At 70.0% G+C, this 17,128-nt stretch carries 13 protein-coding genes; 4 read left to right on the top strand and 9 right to left on the bottom strand.

Going from position 1 to position 17,128, the window contains the following annotated elements; translation table 11 throughout:
* Positions 1-62: 62 nt before the first annotated feature.
* Both AC07RV_RS09305 and AC07RV_RS09300 read left to right on the top strand, forming a co-directional pair.
* On the top strand, positions 63-1,040 hold the full coding sequence (locus tag AC07RV_RS09305) for a Bug family tripartite tricarboxylate transporter substrate binding protein (protein WP_203201054.1): 978 nt from the start codon (positions 63-65) through the stop codon (positions 1,038-1,040).
* A gap of 13 nt (positions 1,041-1,053) precedes the next feature.
* Positions 1,054-1,845, top strand: a complete 792-nt coding sequence (locus AC07RV_RS09300) for a 2-keto-4-pentenoate hydratase (protein ID WP_296782703.1) — start codon at positions 1,054-1,056, stop codon at positions 1,843-1,845.
* On the opposite strand, the gene AC07RV_RS09295 is transcribed toward AC07RV_RS09300, so the two are convergent.
* On the bottom strand, positions 1,794-2,756 hold the full coding sequence (locus AC07RV_RS09295; protein WP_296782705.1) for a LysR family transcriptional regulator: 963 nt from the start codon (positions 2,754-2,756) through the stop codon (positions 1,794-1,796). The two genes, AC07RV_RS09300 and AC07RV_RS09295, sit on opposite strands and share 52 nt — an antisense overlap.
* 103 nt (positions 2,757-2,859) lie before the next feature.
* Here AC07RV_RS09295 and AC07RV_RS09290 point away from each other — a divergent pair, with 103 nt between their 5' ends.
* Positions 2,860-4,050, top strand: a complete 1,191-nt coding sequence (locus tag AC07RV_RS09290; RefSeq protein WP_296782708.1) for an MFS transporter — start codon at positions 2,860-2,862, stop codon at positions 4,048-4,050.
* A gap of 34 nt (positions 4,051-4,084) precedes the next feature.
* Complete coding sequence (locus AC07RV_RS09285; RefSeq protein ID WP_296782710.1) at positions 4,085-5,143, top strand: aldo/keto reductase; 1,059 nt, start codon at positions 4,085-4,087, stop codon at positions 5,141-5,143.
* Here AC07RV_RS09285 and AC07RV_RS09280 read toward each other — a convergent pair.
* The 8 genes from AC07RV_RS09280 to AC07RV_RS09245 form a co-directional block, all read right to left on the bottom strand.
* Positions 5,118-6,023, bottom strand: a complete 906-nt coding sequence (locus AC07RV_RS09280; protein WP_296782711.1) for a 2OG-Fe(II) oxygenase — start codon at positions 6,021-6,023, stop codon at positions 5,118-5,120. The two genes, AC07RV_RS09285 and AC07RV_RS09280, sit on opposite strands and share 26 nt — an antisense overlap.
* Positions 6,024-6,036: 13 nt before the next feature.
* On the bottom strand, positions 6,037-6,690 hold the full coding sequence (locus tag AC07RV_RS09275; RefSeq protein ID WP_296782713.1) for a hypothetical protein: 654 nt from the start codon (positions 6,688-6,690) through the stop codon (positions 6,037-6,039).
* A gap of 49 nt (positions 6,691-6,739) precedes the next feature.
* Entirely contained in the window at positions 6,740-7,372 is a 633-nt protein-coding gene (locus AC07RV_RS09270; RefSeq protein WP_296782714.1) for a hypothetical protein, read from the bottom strand.
* Positions 7,369-8,769 (bottom strand): cytochrome-c peroxidase, encoded by a 1,401-nt coding sequence (locus AC07RV_RS09265; protein ID WP_296782716.1) that lies wholly within the window; start codon positions 8,767-8,769, stop codon positions 7,369-7,371. The genes AC07RV_RS09270 and AC07RV_RS09265 overlap by 4 nt, the downstream gene beginning before the upstream one ends.
* A gap of 181 nt (positions 8,770-8,950) precedes the next feature.
* A complete protein-coding gene (locus AC07RV_RS09260; RefSeq protein ID WP_296782719.1) occupies positions 8,951-11,386 on the bottom strand; it encodes an alkaline phosphatase family protein in 2,436 nt (811 codons plus the stop codon).
* A 263-nt stretch (positions 11,387-11,649) separates the two neighbouring features.
* Complete coding sequence (locus AC07RV_RS09255; RefSeq protein WP_296782902.1) at positions 11,650-13,086, bottom strand: MFS transporter; 1,437 nt, start codon at positions 13,084-13,086, stop codon at positions 11,650-11,652.
* A 237-nt stretch (positions 13,087-13,323) separates the two neighbouring features.
* Positions 13,324-16,137 (bottom strand): sensor domain-containing diguanylate cyclase, encoded by a 2,814-nt coding sequence (locus AC07RV_RS09250; RefSeq protein WP_093342058.1) that lies wholly within the window; start codon positions 16,135-16,137, stop codon positions 13,324-13,326.
* A 167-nt stretch (positions 16,138-16,304) separates the two neighbouring features.
* Positions 16,305-17,027 carry an FMN-dependent NADH-azoreductase gene (locus tag AC07RV_RS09245; RefSeq protein WP_296782722.1) on the bottom strand — a complete coding sequence of 241 codons (723 nt, stop codon included), beginning with the start codon at positions 17,025-17,027 and terminating at the stop codon, positions 16,305-16,307.
* Positions 17,028-17,128 lie beyond the last annotated feature (101 nt).

Genomic DNA, 17,128 nt, shown 5'->3' with positions numbered 1-17,128 from the left:
ACGGACATGCGCCCTTCCCGCCCCGCATCCGACACCCCCATCCATCCACGGAGACAAGCACGATGCAACGACGTTCCCTGATCCAGGCCGCGACCGCCGCGGCCGCCACGCTGGGCGTGCCCCGGCTGTTCGCGCAGGACTGGCCCAACGCGCCGGTGCGCATCGTGGTGGGCTTCCCGCCGGGCGGCGGCACCGATGCGCTGGCGCGCGTGGTGGCGCAGAAGCTCACCGTGATGTGGAACCAGCAGGTGATCGTCGAGAACAAGGCCGGCGTGGCCGGCGTGCTCGCGGCCGACTACGTGGCGCAGCAGCCCAGCGACGGCAGCACGCTGCTGATGGCCCACATCAACAGCCATGCGCTCGCGCCCAGCCTGCAGCCCAAACTGCGCTACAGCGTGGAACGCGACTTCGTGCCGATCGTGCTGGTGGGCGTCACGCCCAACCTGCTGATCGCGAGCCCGGCGCAGAAGGCGCTCACGGTGAAGGACATCGTGGCCGCCTGCAAGGCCGCGCCCGGCACGCTGAGCTTCGGCTCGGCCGGCGCGGGTTCGGCGCAGCACCTGGCGCTCGAGATGTTCAAGCTGCAGGCGGGCGTCGATGCGCTGCACGTGCCCTACAAGGGCAGCGGGCCGCTGCTGGCCGATCTGATGGGCGGGCAGATCCAGTACAGCTTCGAGACCATGACCGCGGCCACGCCGCACGTGAAGAGCGGCCGCGTGCTCGCGGTGGCGCAGACGCGCACCCAGCGCGCCAAGGGCCACCCGAACGTGCCGACCATGCAGGAGCAGGGCTTCCAGGGCTTCGAGGCCACCACCTGGTACGGCCTCGCGGGCCCGGGCAAGCTGCCGGCGCCGATCGCGCAGAAGGTCAACCGCGACGTCAATGCCGTGCTGGCCATGCCCGATGTGCAGGAGAAGCTCGACACCTACGGCGCCGAGGACGGCGGCGGCTCGCAGGACAAGTTCAGGCAGTTCATCCACACCGAGATCGCCAAGTGGGCCAAGGTGGTGAAGGACGGCAACGTGCGCGTCGAATCTTGAGAAGATCGGCGGCATGAACGCACACACGACCACCCTGCCCCCTTCTCTTTCCGCGCTGGCCGACGCCCTCGTCGCCGCGCGCCGCGCCGACCGCACGCTCGATGCCGTGCCCTGGCTCGACACGCTGCAGGAGCCCGCCGAGGCCTATGCGGTGCAGGACGCGGTGGCCGCGGCACTCGGCTGGTTCGACGCGGGCACCCTGCCCGGCTGCTGGAAATCCGGCGGCGGCTCGCGCAATGCGACGCTCACGCATGCGCCGCTGCCGCCCGCCGGCGTGCGCCAGAGCCCGGCCGATTGCTCCGACCTCGTGTTCCACCAGCCCGGCATCGAGGCCGAGATCGCGCTGCGCCTGGGCCGCGAGGTCACGCCGGCGCTGGCCGCGTCGCTCGCGCATGAAGACGCGGCCGCGCTGGTCGATGCCATGACCGTCTCCATCGAGGTCTGCGATGCGCGCTGGCAGGACCGCGAGGCCGCCACGCCGTTGCTGCGGCTGGCCGACTCGCAGGTGCACGGCGCGCTGGTGCTCGGCGAATGGCGGCCCTTCGCCGCGATCGACTGGGCCTCGCAGCGCTGCGAAACCAGGATCGGCAACGCCGACACGGTGGTGCGCGAAGGCAGCCATCCGCTCGGCGATCCGGCCTGGCTGCTACCGATCTGGCTGCGCCATCTCACGCGCCATGGCCAAAGCGTACCGGCCGGCACGGTGGTCACCACCGGCTCCTGGATCGGCCTCTTGCCCTGCGCGCGCGGCGATCAGGTGACGGTCGATTTCCCCGGCATCGGCGCCGTGCGGCTGCGCGTGTAGCGCCCGCCGCCCACGCCCGAGCAGGCCACGAGGAAGTCGAGCACCGCGCGCACCCGCGCCGGCAGGGTGCCGGCCTTGCCGATGTAGACGGCGTGGATCGGCTCCACCTCGTTCGGGTTGAACTCCTCGAGCAGCGGCACCAGCCGGCCCGCGTCGATGTCGTGCTGCGTGTGATAGAGCGACAGCCGCGTGATGCCGGCGCCCGCGATCGCGAGGTGGCGCAGGGTCTCGCCATCGCCCGCGCGCACCGGGCCGGCCACCGGCAGCAGGATCGTCCGGCCGTCGATGCGGAACGGCCAGTCGGGCGCGCTGCGCCGGTAGGTCCAGCCCAGGCGGCTGTGCGCCTCGAGTTCCTGCGGCGTGCGCGGCGTGCCGTACTTCGCGAGGTAGGACGGCGCGGCCAGGATGGTCTGGCTGGTGTCGCCGATGCGCCGCGCCACCAGGTCGGAGGCCGGCAGCTGGCCCCAGCGGATCGCGATGTCGGCGCGCTCGTCCATCAGGTCGACGATGCGGTCGGTCAGCGCGATGTCGAGCGTGATCTGCGGATGCTGCTCGATCAGCTTCGGCACCAGCGGCACCAGCATGTGGTGGCCGAAGGACACGCTGGCGTTGATGCTGACCCGCCCGCGCGGCGCCGCTCCCGCGGCCGCGCAGCGCTCGGCCTCGTCCATGTCGGCCAGCACGCGGTGGCTGCGCTCGTAGAAATGCAGGCCCTCGGGCGTGAGCTGCAGCTTGCGCGTGGAGCGGTGCACGAGCTGGATGCCCAGCCGCGCCTCGAGCCGCGCCACCAGCTTGCTGACGGCCGAGGGCGTCATGCCCAGCAGCCGCGCGGCGGCCGAGAAGCCGCCCGCGTCGACCACCTGCACGAAGGCCTCCATCTCGCCCGAACGGTTGACCTCGATGCGCGGCATGGCGTGTTCCCCGGTGGATTCGGCTTGTGAGTTGAATTCACAAGTGCGTTGACCGGCGGCATTCTAGTCAACGAGGGACTTCGTCCGCACAGTACAGGGCATCATGCCCATCGCTCTACTCGCCCTCACCGCCGGTGCCTTCGGAATAGGCACCACCGAATTCGTCATCATGGGCCTGCTGATGCAGGTCTCGACCGATCTCCAGGTCTCGATCACGGCCGCCGGCCTGCTGATCTCGGGCTATGCGCTCGGGGTCGCGGTCGGCGCGCCGCTGCTCACCATCGCCACCCGCAGGCTGCCGCGCAAGACCGTGCTGCTGGCGCTGATGGCGATCTTCACGCTCGGCAACATCGCCTGCGCGCTGGCACCCAACTACGAACTGCTGATGGGCGCGCGCGTGATCACCTCGCTCGCGCACGGCACCTTCTTCGGCGTCGGCTCGGTGGTGGCCACCGGCCTGGTGGCGCCCGAGCGCCGCGCCTCGGCCATCGCCATCATGTTCACCGGCCTGACCGCCGCCACCCTGCTGGGCGTGCCCTTCGGCGCCTGGCTGGGCCTGCACTTCGGCTGGCGCGCGGCCTTCTGGGCAGTGGCGCTGATCGGCGTGGCGGCCCTCGCGGTGCTGGCCGTGTTCGTGCCGCGCGTCGAGGGCGAGGCCAGGCCCGCGCCGCTGCGCGAGGAGATCGCCGTGCTGGCCCGGCCCCAGGTGCTGCTGGGCCTGGCGATGACCGTGCTCGGCTTCGCCGGCGTGTTCGCCGTCTTCACCTACATCCAGCCGCTCTTGACGCAGGTCACGGGCCTGTCGGAATCGGCGGTGTCGCCGATCCTGCTGGTGTTCGGCGGCGGCCTGGCCGTGGGCAACATCCTCGGCGGCCGGCTGGCCGACCGCGCCGTGATGCCCGCGGTGCTCGGCACGCTGGCCGTGCTCGCGGTGGTGCTCGGCAGCATGCAGTTCGCGATCGGCACGCCGATCGCGGCCGTGGTCTTCGTCGGCCTGCTCGGCGTGGCCTCGTTCGCCACGGTGGCGCCGATGCAGTTGCGCGTGCTCGAGAAGGCCTCGGGCGCCGGCCAGAACCTGGCCTCGAGCCTCAACATCGCGGCCTTCAACCTCGGCAATGCGCTCGGCGCCTGGGCCGGCGGCGTGGTGATCGACCATGGCCCGGGCCTGCGCGCGCTGGGCTGGGCCGCCGCGCTGCTGACCGTGGCCGGCCTCGCGATTGCGCTGTGGAGCCGCGCGCTCGACCGCCGCGGCGACCGCACCCTGCCGGGCGACTGCGCCTCGGTGCGCGCCTGATCCATCCCCCCATTCAAACAACGGAGAAGTTCTCATGGAACAACGCTTTCTCGGCCGCTCGGGCTTCAAGGTGCCCGCCCTCGGTTTCGGCGCCGGCACCTTCGGCGGGCAGGGCCCGCTGTTCAGCGCCTGGGGCAACACCGGCACCGACGGCGCGCGCCGCATCGTCGACATCGCGCTCGACGCCGGCGTGAACCTGTTCGACACCGCCGACGTCTATTCGAACGGCGCCTCCGAGACCATCCTCGGCGCCGCGCTCAAGGGCCGGCGCGACAAGGCCATCGTCTCGACCAAGCTCTCGCTGCGCGCGGGCGACGGGCCGAACCAGGTCGGCGCCTCGCGCCACCACCTGGTGGGCGCGACCGAGGCCGCGCTGAAGCGGCTGGGCACCGACTACATCGACATCCTGCAGCTGCATGCCTTCGACGCGATGACGCCGGTCGAGCAGGTGCTGGGCACGCTCGACGCCCTCGTGAAATCGGGCAAGGTGCGCTACATCGGCATGTCGAACTTCTCGGGCTGGCAGCTGATGAAGTCGCTCGCGGCTTCCGACCGGCTGGGCCTCGAGCGCTACGTGGCGAACCAGACCTACTACTCGCTGGTCGGGCGCGACTACGAGTTCGAGCTGATGCCGCTGGGCCTGGACCAGGGCGTGGGCGCGATCGTGTGGAGCCCGCTGGGCTGGGGCCGCCTCACGGGCAAGATCCGGCGCGGCCAGCCACTGCCCGCGGGCAGCCGGCTGCACGAGACCGCCGGCTTCGCGCCGCCGGTGGACGACGAGCGCCTCTACCGCGTCGTCGACGCGATGGACATCGTGGCCGAGGAGACCGGCAAGACCCATGCGCAGATCGCGCTCAACTGGCTGCTGCAGCGGCCCACCGTGGCCAGCGTGCTGATCGGCGCGCGCGACGAGGCGCAGCTGACGCAGAACCTCGGCGCGCTCGGCTGGCAGCTGAGCGACGCGCAGATGGCGCGGCTCGATGCGGCCAGCGCGATCGCGCCGCCCTATCCCTACTACCCGTACTGGAACGGGCAGTTCGCGGAGCGCAGCCCGGTGGCGGTGCCGGTCAGCGCGCCGGCAACGGCCGGTTGATTTCGCCGGCCGACACGAAGCGCCGCGCGCGCATCCACTTGGTCACGACCCATTTCTCGCCGCGCGTCACGGGCGCGCTCGCATGCAGCGAGCGCGCATCGACGCGCCCCTCGTCGTCGCCGTACTCGAAGTAGCAGGCATTGCCGCGGATCGGCGACATCGCCAGGCCCAGCTGCGGAAAGACGGTCTGGCCGCCCTCTGGCACGTCGTTGAGGTAGGTCACGAGCGTGCTCACGCGCTGGCCGCTGCGCGCGATCGATTCGCGGTTGGCCAGGTTGCCCGGCGCCAGGTAGTCGTGGTGAGGCTCGCTGCCCGCGCCTTCCGGGTAGTGCAGCAGCTGCAGGCCCTCGCCGTTCTCCAGCGGCAGGTTCATCAGCGCCGACAGCCGCCGGTCGAGGCGGGCCACGAGCTCGTTCTCGGCCAGGCGAAAGAACATGCCCCAGCTCGCGCGCCGGTCGCTGACCACGTCGCGCCCGCTCATCGGATCGACCAGGGTGGAAGGCGCGAGACGCGGACGCGCCATCTCGATCAAGGCCCGGCATTCCTCGGCATCCATCACATTGCCCAGCGAGGCATGGACGGGGTCCTCGCCACGCGCATGCACGACGATCTCGCGGTCGATGGCCTGGATTCGCGTGCCCGACGCGAGCCGCATCGCGGGCTTGGCGGCGTCCGCGTCCGGCAGCTCGACGGCATCGGCCGGCATCGGCGCGCCGCGCTGCCGCGCATCGACATGGGCCGCGACGATGGCCTGCGCGGCGCGTTCGTTCATGCCCTTGCCTCGCATCGTGGCGACCAGTGCCTGCGGCATCTGGCCGGCATCGAGCATGCCCTGGAGCCAGCGCCCCAGCTCGGGGGAAAAGCGCACGACGGTGCTCATGGCCGGCCTCGGCTCAGACGGGACCCAGGTGCGGCACCCAGCCCTTGTCACCGCGCGTGAAGCCCTGGCGCAGCTGCAGCGGGCCGTTGGCGCCATTCATGATGCGCGCGACCATCGGGAACACACGCTGCGCGTCGGGGTCCTGCATCCATGGCGCCGGGTCGATGCGGTAGGTGTAGCTCACCACGGCCATCGGATGGCTGGCGTCGGCGCCGGCCAGCTTCACGTCGACGATCTTCTCGCGCTGCAGGTGCGCCACGCAGAAGTCGTTGGCATGGTCGGCGTCGCGGGTCGCATGCGAATGCGGCTTGTAGAACTTGCGGCCCTCGTCGGTCAGCTCGAAGCGCTTGACCGCGCCGTCGGGGTTCTCGGCGCTCTTGGGCGCCGCGACAATGGTGCTGCGCACCAGGCCCAGCTTCTCCATCACCGGGAACTGCACCGCATGGCGCGCGCCGGAGCCGGCCTCGGCTTCGGTCAGGTCGATCGGCCAGTCGAACATCGCGAGGCAGATGTCGCCGCGCTCGGCCAGGTAGGCATCGAGCGGGGCCGCGAGGTTCTCGGCGGTGGGTGCGTTGGCGTCGGGGCCGGCGCTGCAGGCGGCGAGCGCGCAGAGCGCACCCATCGCGGTGAGGGTCGTCAGGGTCTGGAACGAGGAACGGAGAGTCATGGGGTTCTTGTGGATGTATCGGGTAGCCATGGCGCGGGTGGTTGCGGACTCAATGCAGGTCGAGTTCGTCCGCGACCCAGCCGCGCCGCGTGAGGTGGACGCCGAGCCGCATCTGCATCGTTCCCTCGCGCTGGATCGCGCGCGCGAGCAGCGGAAAGGCCTGCTGCACCTCGGGCGCGGTGGCCCAGGGATCGAGCGCGATGCGGTAGGTGAAGAGCAGCGAAGTCGTGGTGCGGTCGTCGCGGGTCTGCGGCGGATCCCAGCCGACCAGGCGATCGAGGCTCAAGGTGGCCGCGCACAGATCGCCCGGATGCACGACGGCCTGCGTGGTGGTGCGCACCACCACGGGCACCTGCAGGTAGTGCTGGCGCCCGGCGTCGGTCAGCGCGTATTCGCGCGCGGCCGCGACGTCCTTGCCGGTCACGAAGCCCAGCTTCTCGAGCAGCGGCATCTGCTGTGCGTCGGGCTCGCTCGACCCGGCCGCGACTTTGATCGGCCAGTCGTACTTGGCCAGGCACACATGCCCGCGCTGCGCGAGGTAGTCGTTGGCGGCCGCGGTGAAGTTGTCGCGGTTCGGAAAGCGGGCCTCTTCGTTGCCGCAGGCGGCTAACAAGATCATCGGCAACGCCAGGCTCGCGGCGATGCCGAAGCCCCGCCAGGGGCTGGAGTGCGTGCCCTTCATTTCGCGCACCGGTCGGAAGCCGAGGACATGGCGGACGGCTGGTAGCCGTCGCTCAGCGTGCCGAGGAAACAGGTCAGGTCGGCGATCTGCTGCGCCGTCATGGCCGGTGCCGAGCCCGGCGTGCGCGGCTTCGTGCCGCTGGCCAGCGTCTTCTCGCCGCCCTCGCCCGTGCCCAGCGGCACTTCCTCGTCGACGTTGCCCTGCTGCGCGCGCGGCAGGTCGTTGTATTTGCGCACCGTCGCGCCCGGCACGGCCGTGGGCTGCAGCGCCCAGGCCGGATTCGCCTGCGCCGCGCCGTTGCCGTCCTTGTCGGCCGGATACCAGTATTCGGGATGGGTGTCGCGCGTGTTGTAGAAGTTGAGCACCTGCTCCATCGAATGGAACACGCCGTTGTGGAAGAAGCTGCCGCGCGTCGCCACGTTGCGCAGCACCGGCACCTTGAACATGCCGCAGTACGGGTTCGCCGTGTCCGGCGTGGCGGGCATGTGGTCGGTGCGGAAGGGACCGCACAGCCCCATGTCGAAGTACTTCGGGTCGTCGTTGGCCGGGATCGGATCGGGATTGTTCGGGATCGAGCGGTCGTTGCGCGGCGCGGCCAGCGCCTGGTAGGTGAAGTCGGTCATCAATCCGGTGTTGCCGTTGAAGTTGGCGCCCGTGTAGTGGCAGCCCGAGCAGTTGGCGACGCCGCTGCTGTGGAACAGCACCTCGCCGCGCCGCTCGGCGGGCGTCAGCGTGCCGCCGATCTTGTTGAAGACATAGAGGTCGTACTTGCTGCTGTATGGGTGGAAGCTCAGGTCCTCGGTCTCGAGGGCCTGGATCGCCTTGCCGAGGTCGTCGAAGGCGGCATTGGTGTCGTCGAAGACCTGGGCGCCGAAGGCCTGCTTGAACAGCGCCGCATAGCTGCCCTCGCGCACCGCCTTCACCACCGCCTCCTTCGAGGCGGCATTCATCTCGACCGGGTTGAGCAGCGGCAGCGCGGCCTGCGCCGCCATCGTGGCCGCGCGGCCGTCCCACATGAAGCCGCCGCCCGGCGACTCGGAGGTCACGCCGTCGGGGTTCGGCGCGTTGTCGTCATAGGCCGGCGTCGATTCGCGGTAGCGCAGCGAAGGCACGGCGCGCGCGCCGGTCTGCGCGATGTCGGAACCGAGCTGCACCGAGATGCTGTTGGGCGGGCCGTAGGCGTACTGCGGATCGTGGCAGCTCGCGCACGACATGTTGCCGCCGCCCGAGAGCCGCTTGTCGAAGAAGGCCAACTGGCCGACCTGGGCCGGCAGGCTCAGCACCGGCGTGCGCGCGACAGCGGCACCTTTGGCCGTCGCCAGGTCGCTACTGTTGCAGGCCACCAGGGCCCACAGCGCGGCCGCGAGCACCATGCCGAGCGCGACCGTCTTTTCCATTGCCAAGTTCATCATTCAACGTTGCATCCCGCGAAGGCGGCCGGGCCGCCTTGCGGGATTCGGAAACCTGAAACGCCGGATTCCAGGCGGTCCGCAGCGGATCCCGTCTGGAATGGCATGAGGGAAACGGATCCGCCGGGCGAAGCGATCTGCCTCGCCCCGCGGATCGTCCCGGGCTTACTTACTTGGTCGCCCAGACGTTGACCTGGCTCGCGTCGGGTCCCACCTGCGGTGTGATCTGGCCTTCGAGCTTGCCGGTGACCGGGTCCTGCACGCCGACGATGTCGTTCGGATAGAGCTTCTGCGTGTAGCCGGCCGGAATCACGTAGGCATGGTTGATCGGCCGCACCGAGTCGAAGTGCGTGTCCGCGCTGCCCGAGTACTCAGGCAGTGCCGCGATGTTGGCCGTGATGAAGGCTTCGGTGTACTTGGCGCGGTTCAGGTAGCTCGCATCCATGGCCGGGTCGGCGATCTGGAACATGTCCTGCAGCGTGCGCACGAACGAGAAGTGGCTGTAGGCATCGCTGTCCACCACCTGCTTCTTCGCGCCGCCCACGTCCTGCTGGTTGCTGATGATCCCGAAGATCGAGTTGCCGTGGCCGAAGTTGCCGTTGCTGTAGTTGAGCGGCGGCGCGGTCGGCAGGCCCTTGCCGTTCGCATCCACGGTCAGCGGCGTGGTCTTCGAATTCGGACCGCCGGCATTCCAGCCGCAGCACGAACCGTTGCTGCCGCCTTCGCCTTCGTCGTACATCACGACGATCGCCACGCGCTTGTTCGGGTTCTTCCACAGCGCCGAGTTCTGGATCTTCTTGACCACCATGCCGAGGTAGATGTCGGCGCGCATGACGCCGTTGGCCTGGCCGTTGTTGTTGCTCACGCAGCTGGTGTCGCTGCCGACGCCGTGCATGTCGTCGCACTGGTCGGGCACCACGAAGTTGATGTTGCCCACGTCGCCGGTCTCCAGGTCCTTGCTGAACTGGTCGTAGATCCAGCCGCTGGGCAGGCCGTAGACCGAGGTCTTGAGCCAGTCGGCTTCCTGGTACTGGGTGCCGAAGATCGTGCGGTTGGTGGCCACGAACTCGGGCAGGTTGCGCGCGTCCTGGAAGGCGATCGAGGGACCGTGCTTGACCTTGTAGAGGCCGTTCACCACGGCGAAGTTCGACGTGCCCACGAGGCTGGGCGTGGAGCCGTCGAGGTTGGTGACGCCCAGGCGGCTCGCGTCGTAGGTGGCGGCCACCTGCGCATCGGCGATGCTGTCGGCGCGCACGTCCTGGCCGGGGTTCATCGATTCGCTGTAGGTGCGGATCGTGCGGCCGGTCTTCGACATCAGCGTGAACAGGTTGTCGCCTGGGATGTTGTGCACGGTGCCGGTGGTCGGCGTATCGCCGCAACTCGCGCTGGCCGCGCTGTAGCCGGCGCGGGTGGCGCTGTTGGCGGGCGGCAGCTTGGCCTGCGCGGGCAGCGGCTGGCCGTCGGACGCCGTGCCGGCCTTGAACTCGACGTCGGTGACCACGTAGGGCGTGCCCGCGACGGCGCCGCAGCCGAACCAGTTGTCGTCGGTGATGCCGAAGTCGTCGCCGCCGCCCAGCGCGGTGTAGTTGGGCTCGGACGGGTTGCCGGTCGAGTAGTAGGTGCTGAGCTGGTTGTACTTCTTGAGGATGTAGTTGATGTTGACGGCACGCGGGTTGTCCACGATCACGTCGGTCGACTTGTTCTCCTCGATGATCACGAAGATGTTGTCGTAGGCCGGCACGCCTTCGACGTTGAAGGCCGCCTGCTGCGCCTGCGCGAAGGTGATGGGCGCCTGCTTCTGCGTCGGCTGCGAGCGCGCGACGCTGCTGCCGTCCTTGTTGCTGATGGTCACGCCCGACAGGCCCACCAGGCGCGGGTCGCCGCCAGCCACCGCCAGGTGGTCGGGGAACATGTCCTTGCGGTCGAGCTTGGCCGTCGCGTAGGTGTAGCGGTTGGTCAGCTCGTTGTCCTGGTACAGGGCCGCGTACTGGTCGGTGCCCTTCAGGCCGTTGACGTCGGCCAGCGGATCGGTGAGCGCGGCCGTGCCGAGGTTGAAGGTGGGCACGTTCAGGCGCGCGAGCAGGTTGGCCTTCTCGGCCTTGTAGCTGCTGCCGTTGGCTTCCACCAGGCGCTGCGCTTCGCTCGACAGCGGGCTGATGACGATCTTGGCCGCGCCCTGGTCGGCGATCTGGTCGGCCGAGGCACGCAGGATCAGGTGGCTCGCGACCTTGGCGCCGGTGGCCGTGTTGGTCGCCGAGGTGCCGATGTCGGCCACCAGCTGGCCGCCCTGGGTGGTGGTCAGCGTGAACTTGCCGCTGGCATCGGTGGTGGTCGAGGCTTCGCCGCTGTCGAGCACGCCATTGCCGTTGGCATCGACGAAGACCGTGGCCTTCGCGTAGTAGCCGGCCTTGAGCGTCGGGTTGCCCGTGTTGCTGCCGGGCACGTAGCCGCTGGCGGCCACGACGCCGCTGAGGGTGGTGCCCGTGGGCGGCAGGAAGGACACGCCGCCGTCACCGCCGCCGCCGCAGGCGCTGAGCACGGAGGCTGCGAGCACCGTGAGCGCGGGGCACAGCAGGCCGGTCTTGATCTTGTGGATGGGTTTCAAAGTCGACTCTCGATCGTTGGGGAATGCGAACGGACGCACGGATTCGCCGAATCCGGCGGCCCTTGATTCAAGGACCGGTCGATGGTGGTTTTGCCAAATGTCAGTCCGAAGGCAGCAGACTTAGGCGCGCGTTAGCGCTTTCTTCCGCCCTCGAAGACATCGCGCGCACGAGCGTGCGCGGCGTGCGCAGCACGCCGTAAAAGCAACGGATTTGCAGTTTCGCGCCCCGTGGTCAGGGCGCGGTCAGCGAGCCTGGGTGGCTGCTATTTCGGCGCGGCCTCGCGCCGCGCCAGCGCATGCATCTGCGTGGCTTCGCGCGGCAGCCACAGCGAGAGCGCGAACACCGCGAGGCCCACCACCAGCATCATCACGAAGGTGAGATGCAGCGAGCCGCCGAGCGCGAGCCGCAGCGCCGCGTCGCCGGCCGCGGGCGAGGCCGGGCCCTGCAGCAGCAGGCGCAGCTGCTCGTCGGTGAAGGCGAGGCGACCGTCGGCGCGCGTGAGGCCGAAGTTGAAGACCGCGCCGAAGAAGGCCGCGCCGAGCGCGCTGCCGAGGTTGCGCGAGAACACGTTGGAGGCGGTGGCGCTGCCGCGCTGCGCGACGTCGACCGACTCCTGGATCAGGATCAGCGAGCTCAGGCTCAGCAGGCCCATGCCCAGGCCGATGACGAACGAGCCCACGCCCGCGAGCACCGGCGTGCTGCCCGCGGCGAGCAGCACGAAGCTCGCGCAGCCCACGGGAATCAGGGCCGCGCCGGCCACGAGGATGCGCCACAGGCCCACGCGCTGGAAGATGCGCGAGGTCAGCGTGGCGCCGATCGGCCAGCCTAGCATCACCATGGTCAGGGTGAGGCCCGCCGTGACCGACGAGCGCTCGAGCACCACCTGCACGTACATCGGCAGGAAGGTGGTGATGCCGATCAGCACCATGCCCGCGAGCAGGGCCGCGCCGTTGACGGTGGCGATGACGCGCGCGCCCCAGAGCTTGAACGACACCATCGGGTCGGCCGCGCGGCGTTCCTGCCACACGAACAGCACCACGGTGAGCGCGAAGGCCGCGGTCCAGCCCCAGGCGGAGGCATCGTTGCCGATGCCGAACTCGGTGAGCGCGATCATCAGCGCCGCGATGCCGGCGGCGAACAGCACCGCGCCCACGATGTCGATCGAGGCCCGGCGCGTGGCCGGGGTCTCGTGCAGGAAGGCCCAGAAGCCCAGCGCGGCGGCGATGCCGATCGGCACGTTGATCCAGAAGATCCAGGCCCACGAGAGCTTCTGCACGATCAGCGCGCCGAGCATCGGCCCGAGCACGGCCGACACGGCCCACACGCTCGCGAGGTAGCCCTGCACCTTGCCGCGCTCGCGCACCGGATAGAGGTCGCCCACGATGGTCAGCGCCACCGGCTGGATGGCGCCGGCGCCGATGCCCTGGATCAGCCGGAAGCAGATCATGGCGGGCATCGACCACGAGAAGCCCGCGAGCAGCGAGCCGACGAGGAAGATGGCGATGCCCGCGAACATCACGGGCTTGCGCCCGTAGAGGTCGGAGAGCTTGCCGAACACCACGGTCATCGCGGTCTGCGCGAGCAGGAACGAGGCGAAGACCCAGCTGTAGAGATGCAGTCCGCCGAGCTCGGAGGCGATCTGCGGCATGACGGTGGAGACGATGGTCGCCTCGATCGCGACCATGGCCATCGACGCCATGATCGACGCGATGACCAGCGGGCGGTGGGTGGTCTTGGTGGGAGGGGCTTCGGGTGTCACGCGGGACTTCCAGGGGAGCGCGGTGCGTCGGGGCACACGGGGCGCGGGAAGCGCACGGGGCACGGGCACGGATTGCGAAGGGCTGCATGCTATAGCCATCACGAGCCCCTGTCCGCTGCTCGGACTCTTCGCAGGATCAGGCAAGTCGGCGGGCGCCCTGCCCGCGCCCTCGCCTCGTCAGCCTTCGCCTTCGGGCGGTTCGAGGAAGGACGGCGGCGACTGCGGGAAGGCTGCCTTGCCCTGGCTGCCCTCGCCCGGCACGAAGAAGGCATAGCGGTTGCGGCCCGCGGCCTTGGCGGCGTAGAGCGCGGCATCGGCGCGCGCCAGCAGCTCGGCCGCCGTGACCGCCGATTCGGCCGGGCCGTGGAAGGCGATGCCGATGCTGGTCGCAACCTCGATGCGCTGGCCGTCGACGCGGAAGGCCGGGTGGTTGATCTGCGCCACGATCTTCGAGGCCACGGCCGCGACCGCCTCGCGCTGCTTGAGGTTCTCGATCACCAGCACGAACTCGTCGCCGGCCAGCCGCGCCGCCATGTCGCTGGCGCGCACGCAGGCCTTGAGCCGGCGCGCGTACTCGGCCAGCACCGCGTCGCCCACCGCATGGCCCAGCGTGTCGTTGATGGCCTTGAAGCGGTCGATGTCGAGGAACATCACGGCCAGCGAATGGCCGGTGATGCGCCCGCGCAGCACCGCGTCGGGCAGGAACTCGTTGAAGGCCAGCCGGTTCGGCAGGCCGGTCAGGGTGTCGATGCGCGCGAGCTCGATCAGCTGGCGCTCGACCAGCTTGAGCGCCGTGATGTCGAGCGCGAGCGAGAAGATGCCGTGCGTGCTGCCATCGCTGCGCGTGTCGGGCACGTAGATCACCTGCGTCACGCGGTCGTAGCCCGCGCGCTGCGTGCGCGCCTCGAACTCCACCTTCTCGCCGGCCAGCGCGCGCGCCAGCATCGGGCGGCGCGACAGGTAGACCTCGCGGCCCGCCACCTCCTCGAGATGGCGCCCTTCCACCTGCGCGGGCCCGAGGCCCAGCCATTCGTGGCTGGTGGCGTTGGCGAAGGTGATGCGCTCCTCGCGGTCGATGTAGGTGATCAGCGCCGGCATGCTGTTGGTGATGGCGCGCAGCCGCAGCTCGCTCTCGGCGGCGCGCAGCTCGGCTTCCTTCAGCGCCGTGATGTTGAAGGCCATCAGGTAGAAGCCCAGCACCTCGCCCTCGAGGTTGATGTCGGAGATCAGGTGGGTCTGGAAATGGCCGTCGCTGCCCTGGATCGGCGCGTCGACCGGGAAGTGCGCGTTCTTGCCGGCCAGCACCGAGGGCAGGTGCGGCCGGATCTGCGCGTACACCGCATCGCCGAGCGAGGAGCGCAGGCTCACGCCCGCGAGCGGGCCGTCGAACAGGTCGGCCAGGCGCCGCGCGCGGCTGTTGGCGAACAGGCAGTTCTCCTCGCGGTCGAAGTAGCCGACCAGCGCCGGGATGCTGTTGGTCACGTCGCGCAGCCGGCGCTCCTGCTCGGTCAGCGCCTTGCGCACGTTGACCTCGTCGGTGATGTCGAAGGTCATCGCGAACACGCCGCGCACCACGCCCTCGGTGTCGCGGTCGGGGATGTAGTGGGCCTTGTAGGTGCGGTCGCCGACGCCGCGCGCCGGGTTGCCGGCCTTCTCGATGATCACGGTCTCGCCGCGCAGCGCGCGCTCGTAGTACGGCGCGACGACCGCGAAGTCCTCGGCGCCGCGTGCCTCGGGCATCGGGCGGCCGACGAGCTCGCCGTCGTCGTGCATCGCCTTCACGTGCGCATTGACGAAGGTGTAGCGCAGCGCCGCATCGACGTGCGAGACCAGCGCCGGGATGTTGTCGGCGATGGTGCGCACCTGGGCCTCGGAGCGCGCCAGCAGCTGCTCGCTCGCGCGCTGCTGCGCCATCAACTGGTCGAAGCTGCGCGCGAGCTCGCCGATCTCGTCCTGCGCATAGCTGGCCGGCGGCTCGGGCACGCCGGCGGCCGGATCCTGCGCCGACTGCATGCGGCCGTGCAGCGCGGCCAGCGGCGTCAGGCGCCGCCGCACGAAGCCCAGCGCGAGCGCGCCCGCGAGCAGCGCCGCCACCAGCCCGCCGCCCAGCGCCACGCGCTCGATCGCATCGATGCGCGCGAAAGCCTCGTCGCTCGGGTACATGGCGCCGACGATCCAGTTGGTCTGGTCGGTGCGCTGGAACGCGAACAGGCCGCGCACGCCCGATTCGTCGATGCCCTCGCTGGTGCCCTCGAAGCCCGCGATCGCGCGCCGGATCTCGGGGTTGGCGCCGTTCTCGGTCGGCAGCCGGTTCAGGATGCGCGCCGCGTCGGGATGGTCGACCACCACGCCGTCGGCCGTGAGGATGAACAGGTAGCCGGTCTTGCCGAAGCGCACGTCGGCCAGGTCGCCGAGGATGTTGCGGTCCTTGAGGTTGATGGCGCCCGAGATCACGAAGCGCACCTTGCCCTGTGCATCGAGCACCGGCTCGGTGATGGCGATCTGCGCCAGCCCGTTCAACCGGTTGCGGTAGGGCCGCGAGATCAGGCCCAGCCCCGACTGCACCGTCTGCTGGAAGTAGGCGCGGTCGCGGATGTTGATGGTGCCGACCTGGCTGGCGTTGCTGAGGTTGGCCACCAGGTTGCCGTCGAGGTCGAGGAAGGCCACGTTGTCGAAGGCCAGGCGCAGCGACTTGTGGCGCTCGAGGAAAGCCTGCAGCGGCCGGCCGTCCTGGAAGTTCTGCGCCTCCACGCTGTCGACGAAGGTCTGCAGCAGGATGCGGCGGCTGCCGAATTTCTGGTCGACACCGGTGGCGATCGAGGAGACGCGCGCGAACTGCTCGCCGGTGATCGAGGCCCGCAGGCTGCCGCGCACCAGTTGCAGCGCGACCATCGCGATCGCGACGGTCGCGGCCAGCACCACGGCGGCGACGCCGAGGCTGACGCGGGTATGGAGTCCGAAGCGGCGATGGAACGGTCGCGAAGGGGTCATGAATGAGATGGGAAGGCCAGTGGCGCGCCGGGGTTCCGTGCCGGCTCATGCGACCTGGGGCGAGTATCGGTGCGTTCGTCGGTCAGCGGAAGGTGAGAAACGTCATACACCTCCGCTTCCCCATACGCGGCGGCGGCCCGAACGGATGCAGCCGCCGCGTCCTCCCGTCAAACGGCAACGAGCGGCTGCCCGGCCGCCGGCGCCGTCACCGCGCCGGTCAGCGCATCCACCATCGCATCCACCATCGCATCGACCTCGGCCTCGGCCCGGGCCAGCGAGTCGGCCAGCAGCGCGCCGCCGAACTCGTCGCCCTCGGCCGCGGCCTCGTGCACCTCGGTCAGGCCGATGTACGAGAAGGCCGTGCGCACCATCGCCTCGGCATGGTTCATGTGCGCGATGCGGCCGCCAGGTCCATAGCCATGGTCGCCGCGCGCGCCCAGCAGCACCAGCCGCTTGCCGGGCGGCAGCATCGGCCAGTACGGCACGGCGCCGCGCGCGCGGTCGAAGCCGAAGGTGCGGCCCACGCGCACCACGTTGTCGATCCAGGCCTTGAACTGCGCCGGCACGCCGAAGTTGTACATGGGCAGGCCGACCACCACGAGGTCGGCCGCCAGCAGTTGGTCGACCAGGCGGTCGCTCTCGGCCAGGCGCTCGGTCATCCACGGCTCGCGCTGCTCGGGCGCGGTGAAGGCGGCATGGATCCAGCGCCCGTCGACGAAGCCCGGCGGCTGTTGGCCGACGTCGAGGTGCTCGACCGCGTCGCCGGGCCGCAGCGCGTGCCAGCGCTCGACGAAGCGGGCCGACAGGCGGCGCGAGTGGGAGCCATGGGGATCGGTGCCGGAACGGCCCGCTCGGGCGCTGGTGTCGATGTGGAGCAGTCGGAGGGACATGGTCGGTGGTCCTTGAGATGAGTGAACGGATGTCTTTCGTCTCGCGATGCCAGAATGGCGATCGTCCGAGGCGTAGCGAGAATCTATGGGCCTCGCTGCCG

The sequence above is a fragment of the Variovorax sp. GW821-FHT09B01 genome (genome assembly GCF_059418345.1).
Note: the sequence above shows the minus strand (reverse complement) of the source record. Positions and strands in the feature narration are given on the sequence as shown.

Coding starts and splice junctions, on each gene's coding strand:
- AC07RV_RS09305 (WP_203201054.1), top strand. CDS start 63: ATGCAACGACGTTCCCTGATCCAGGCCGCGACCGCCGCGGCCGCCACG.
- AC07RV_RS09300 (WP_296782703.1), top strand. CDS start 1,054: ATGAACGCACACACGACCACCCTGCCCCCTTCTCTTTCCGCGCTGGCC.
- AC07RV_RS09295 (WP_296782705.1), bottom strand. CDS start 2,756: ATGCCGCGCATCGAGGTCAACCGTTCGGGCGAGATGGAGGCCTTCGTG.
- AC07RV_RS09290 (WP_296782708.1), top strand. CDS start 2,860: ATGCCCATCGCTCTACTCGCCCTCACCGCCGGTGCCTTCGGAATAGGC.
- AC07RV_RS09285 (WP_296782710.1), top strand. CDS start 4,085: ATGGAACAACGCTTTCTCGGCCGCTCGGGCTTCAAGGTGCCCGCCCTC.
- AC07RV_RS09280 (WP_296782711.1), bottom strand. CDS start 6,023: ATGAGCACCGTCGTGCGCTTTTCCCCCGAGCTGGGGCGCTGGCTCCAG.
- AC07RV_RS09275 (WP_296782713.1), bottom strand. CDS start 6,690: ATGACTCTCCGTTCCTCGTTCCAGACCCTGACGACCCTCACCGCGATG.
- AC07RV_RS09270 (WP_296782714.1), bottom strand. CDS start 7,372: ATGAAGGGCACGCACTCCAGCCCCTGGCGGGGCTTCGGCATCGCCGCG.
- AC07RV_RS09265 (WP_296782716.1), bottom strand. CDS start 8,769: ATGGAAAAGACGGTCGCGCTCGGCATGGTGCTCGCGGCCGCGCTGTGG.
- AC07RV_RS09255 (WP_296782902.1), bottom strand. CDS start 13,086: ATGGCGTCGATGGCCATGGTCGCGATCGAGGCGACCATCGTCTCCACC.
- AC07RV_RS09250 (WP_093342058.1), bottom strand. CDS start 16,137: ATGACCCCTTCGCGACCGTTCCATCGCCGCTTCGGACTCCATACCCGC.
- AC07RV_RS09245 (WP_296782722.1), bottom strand. CDS start 17,027: ATGTCCCTCCGACTGCTCCACATCGACACCAGCGCCCGAGCGGGCCGT.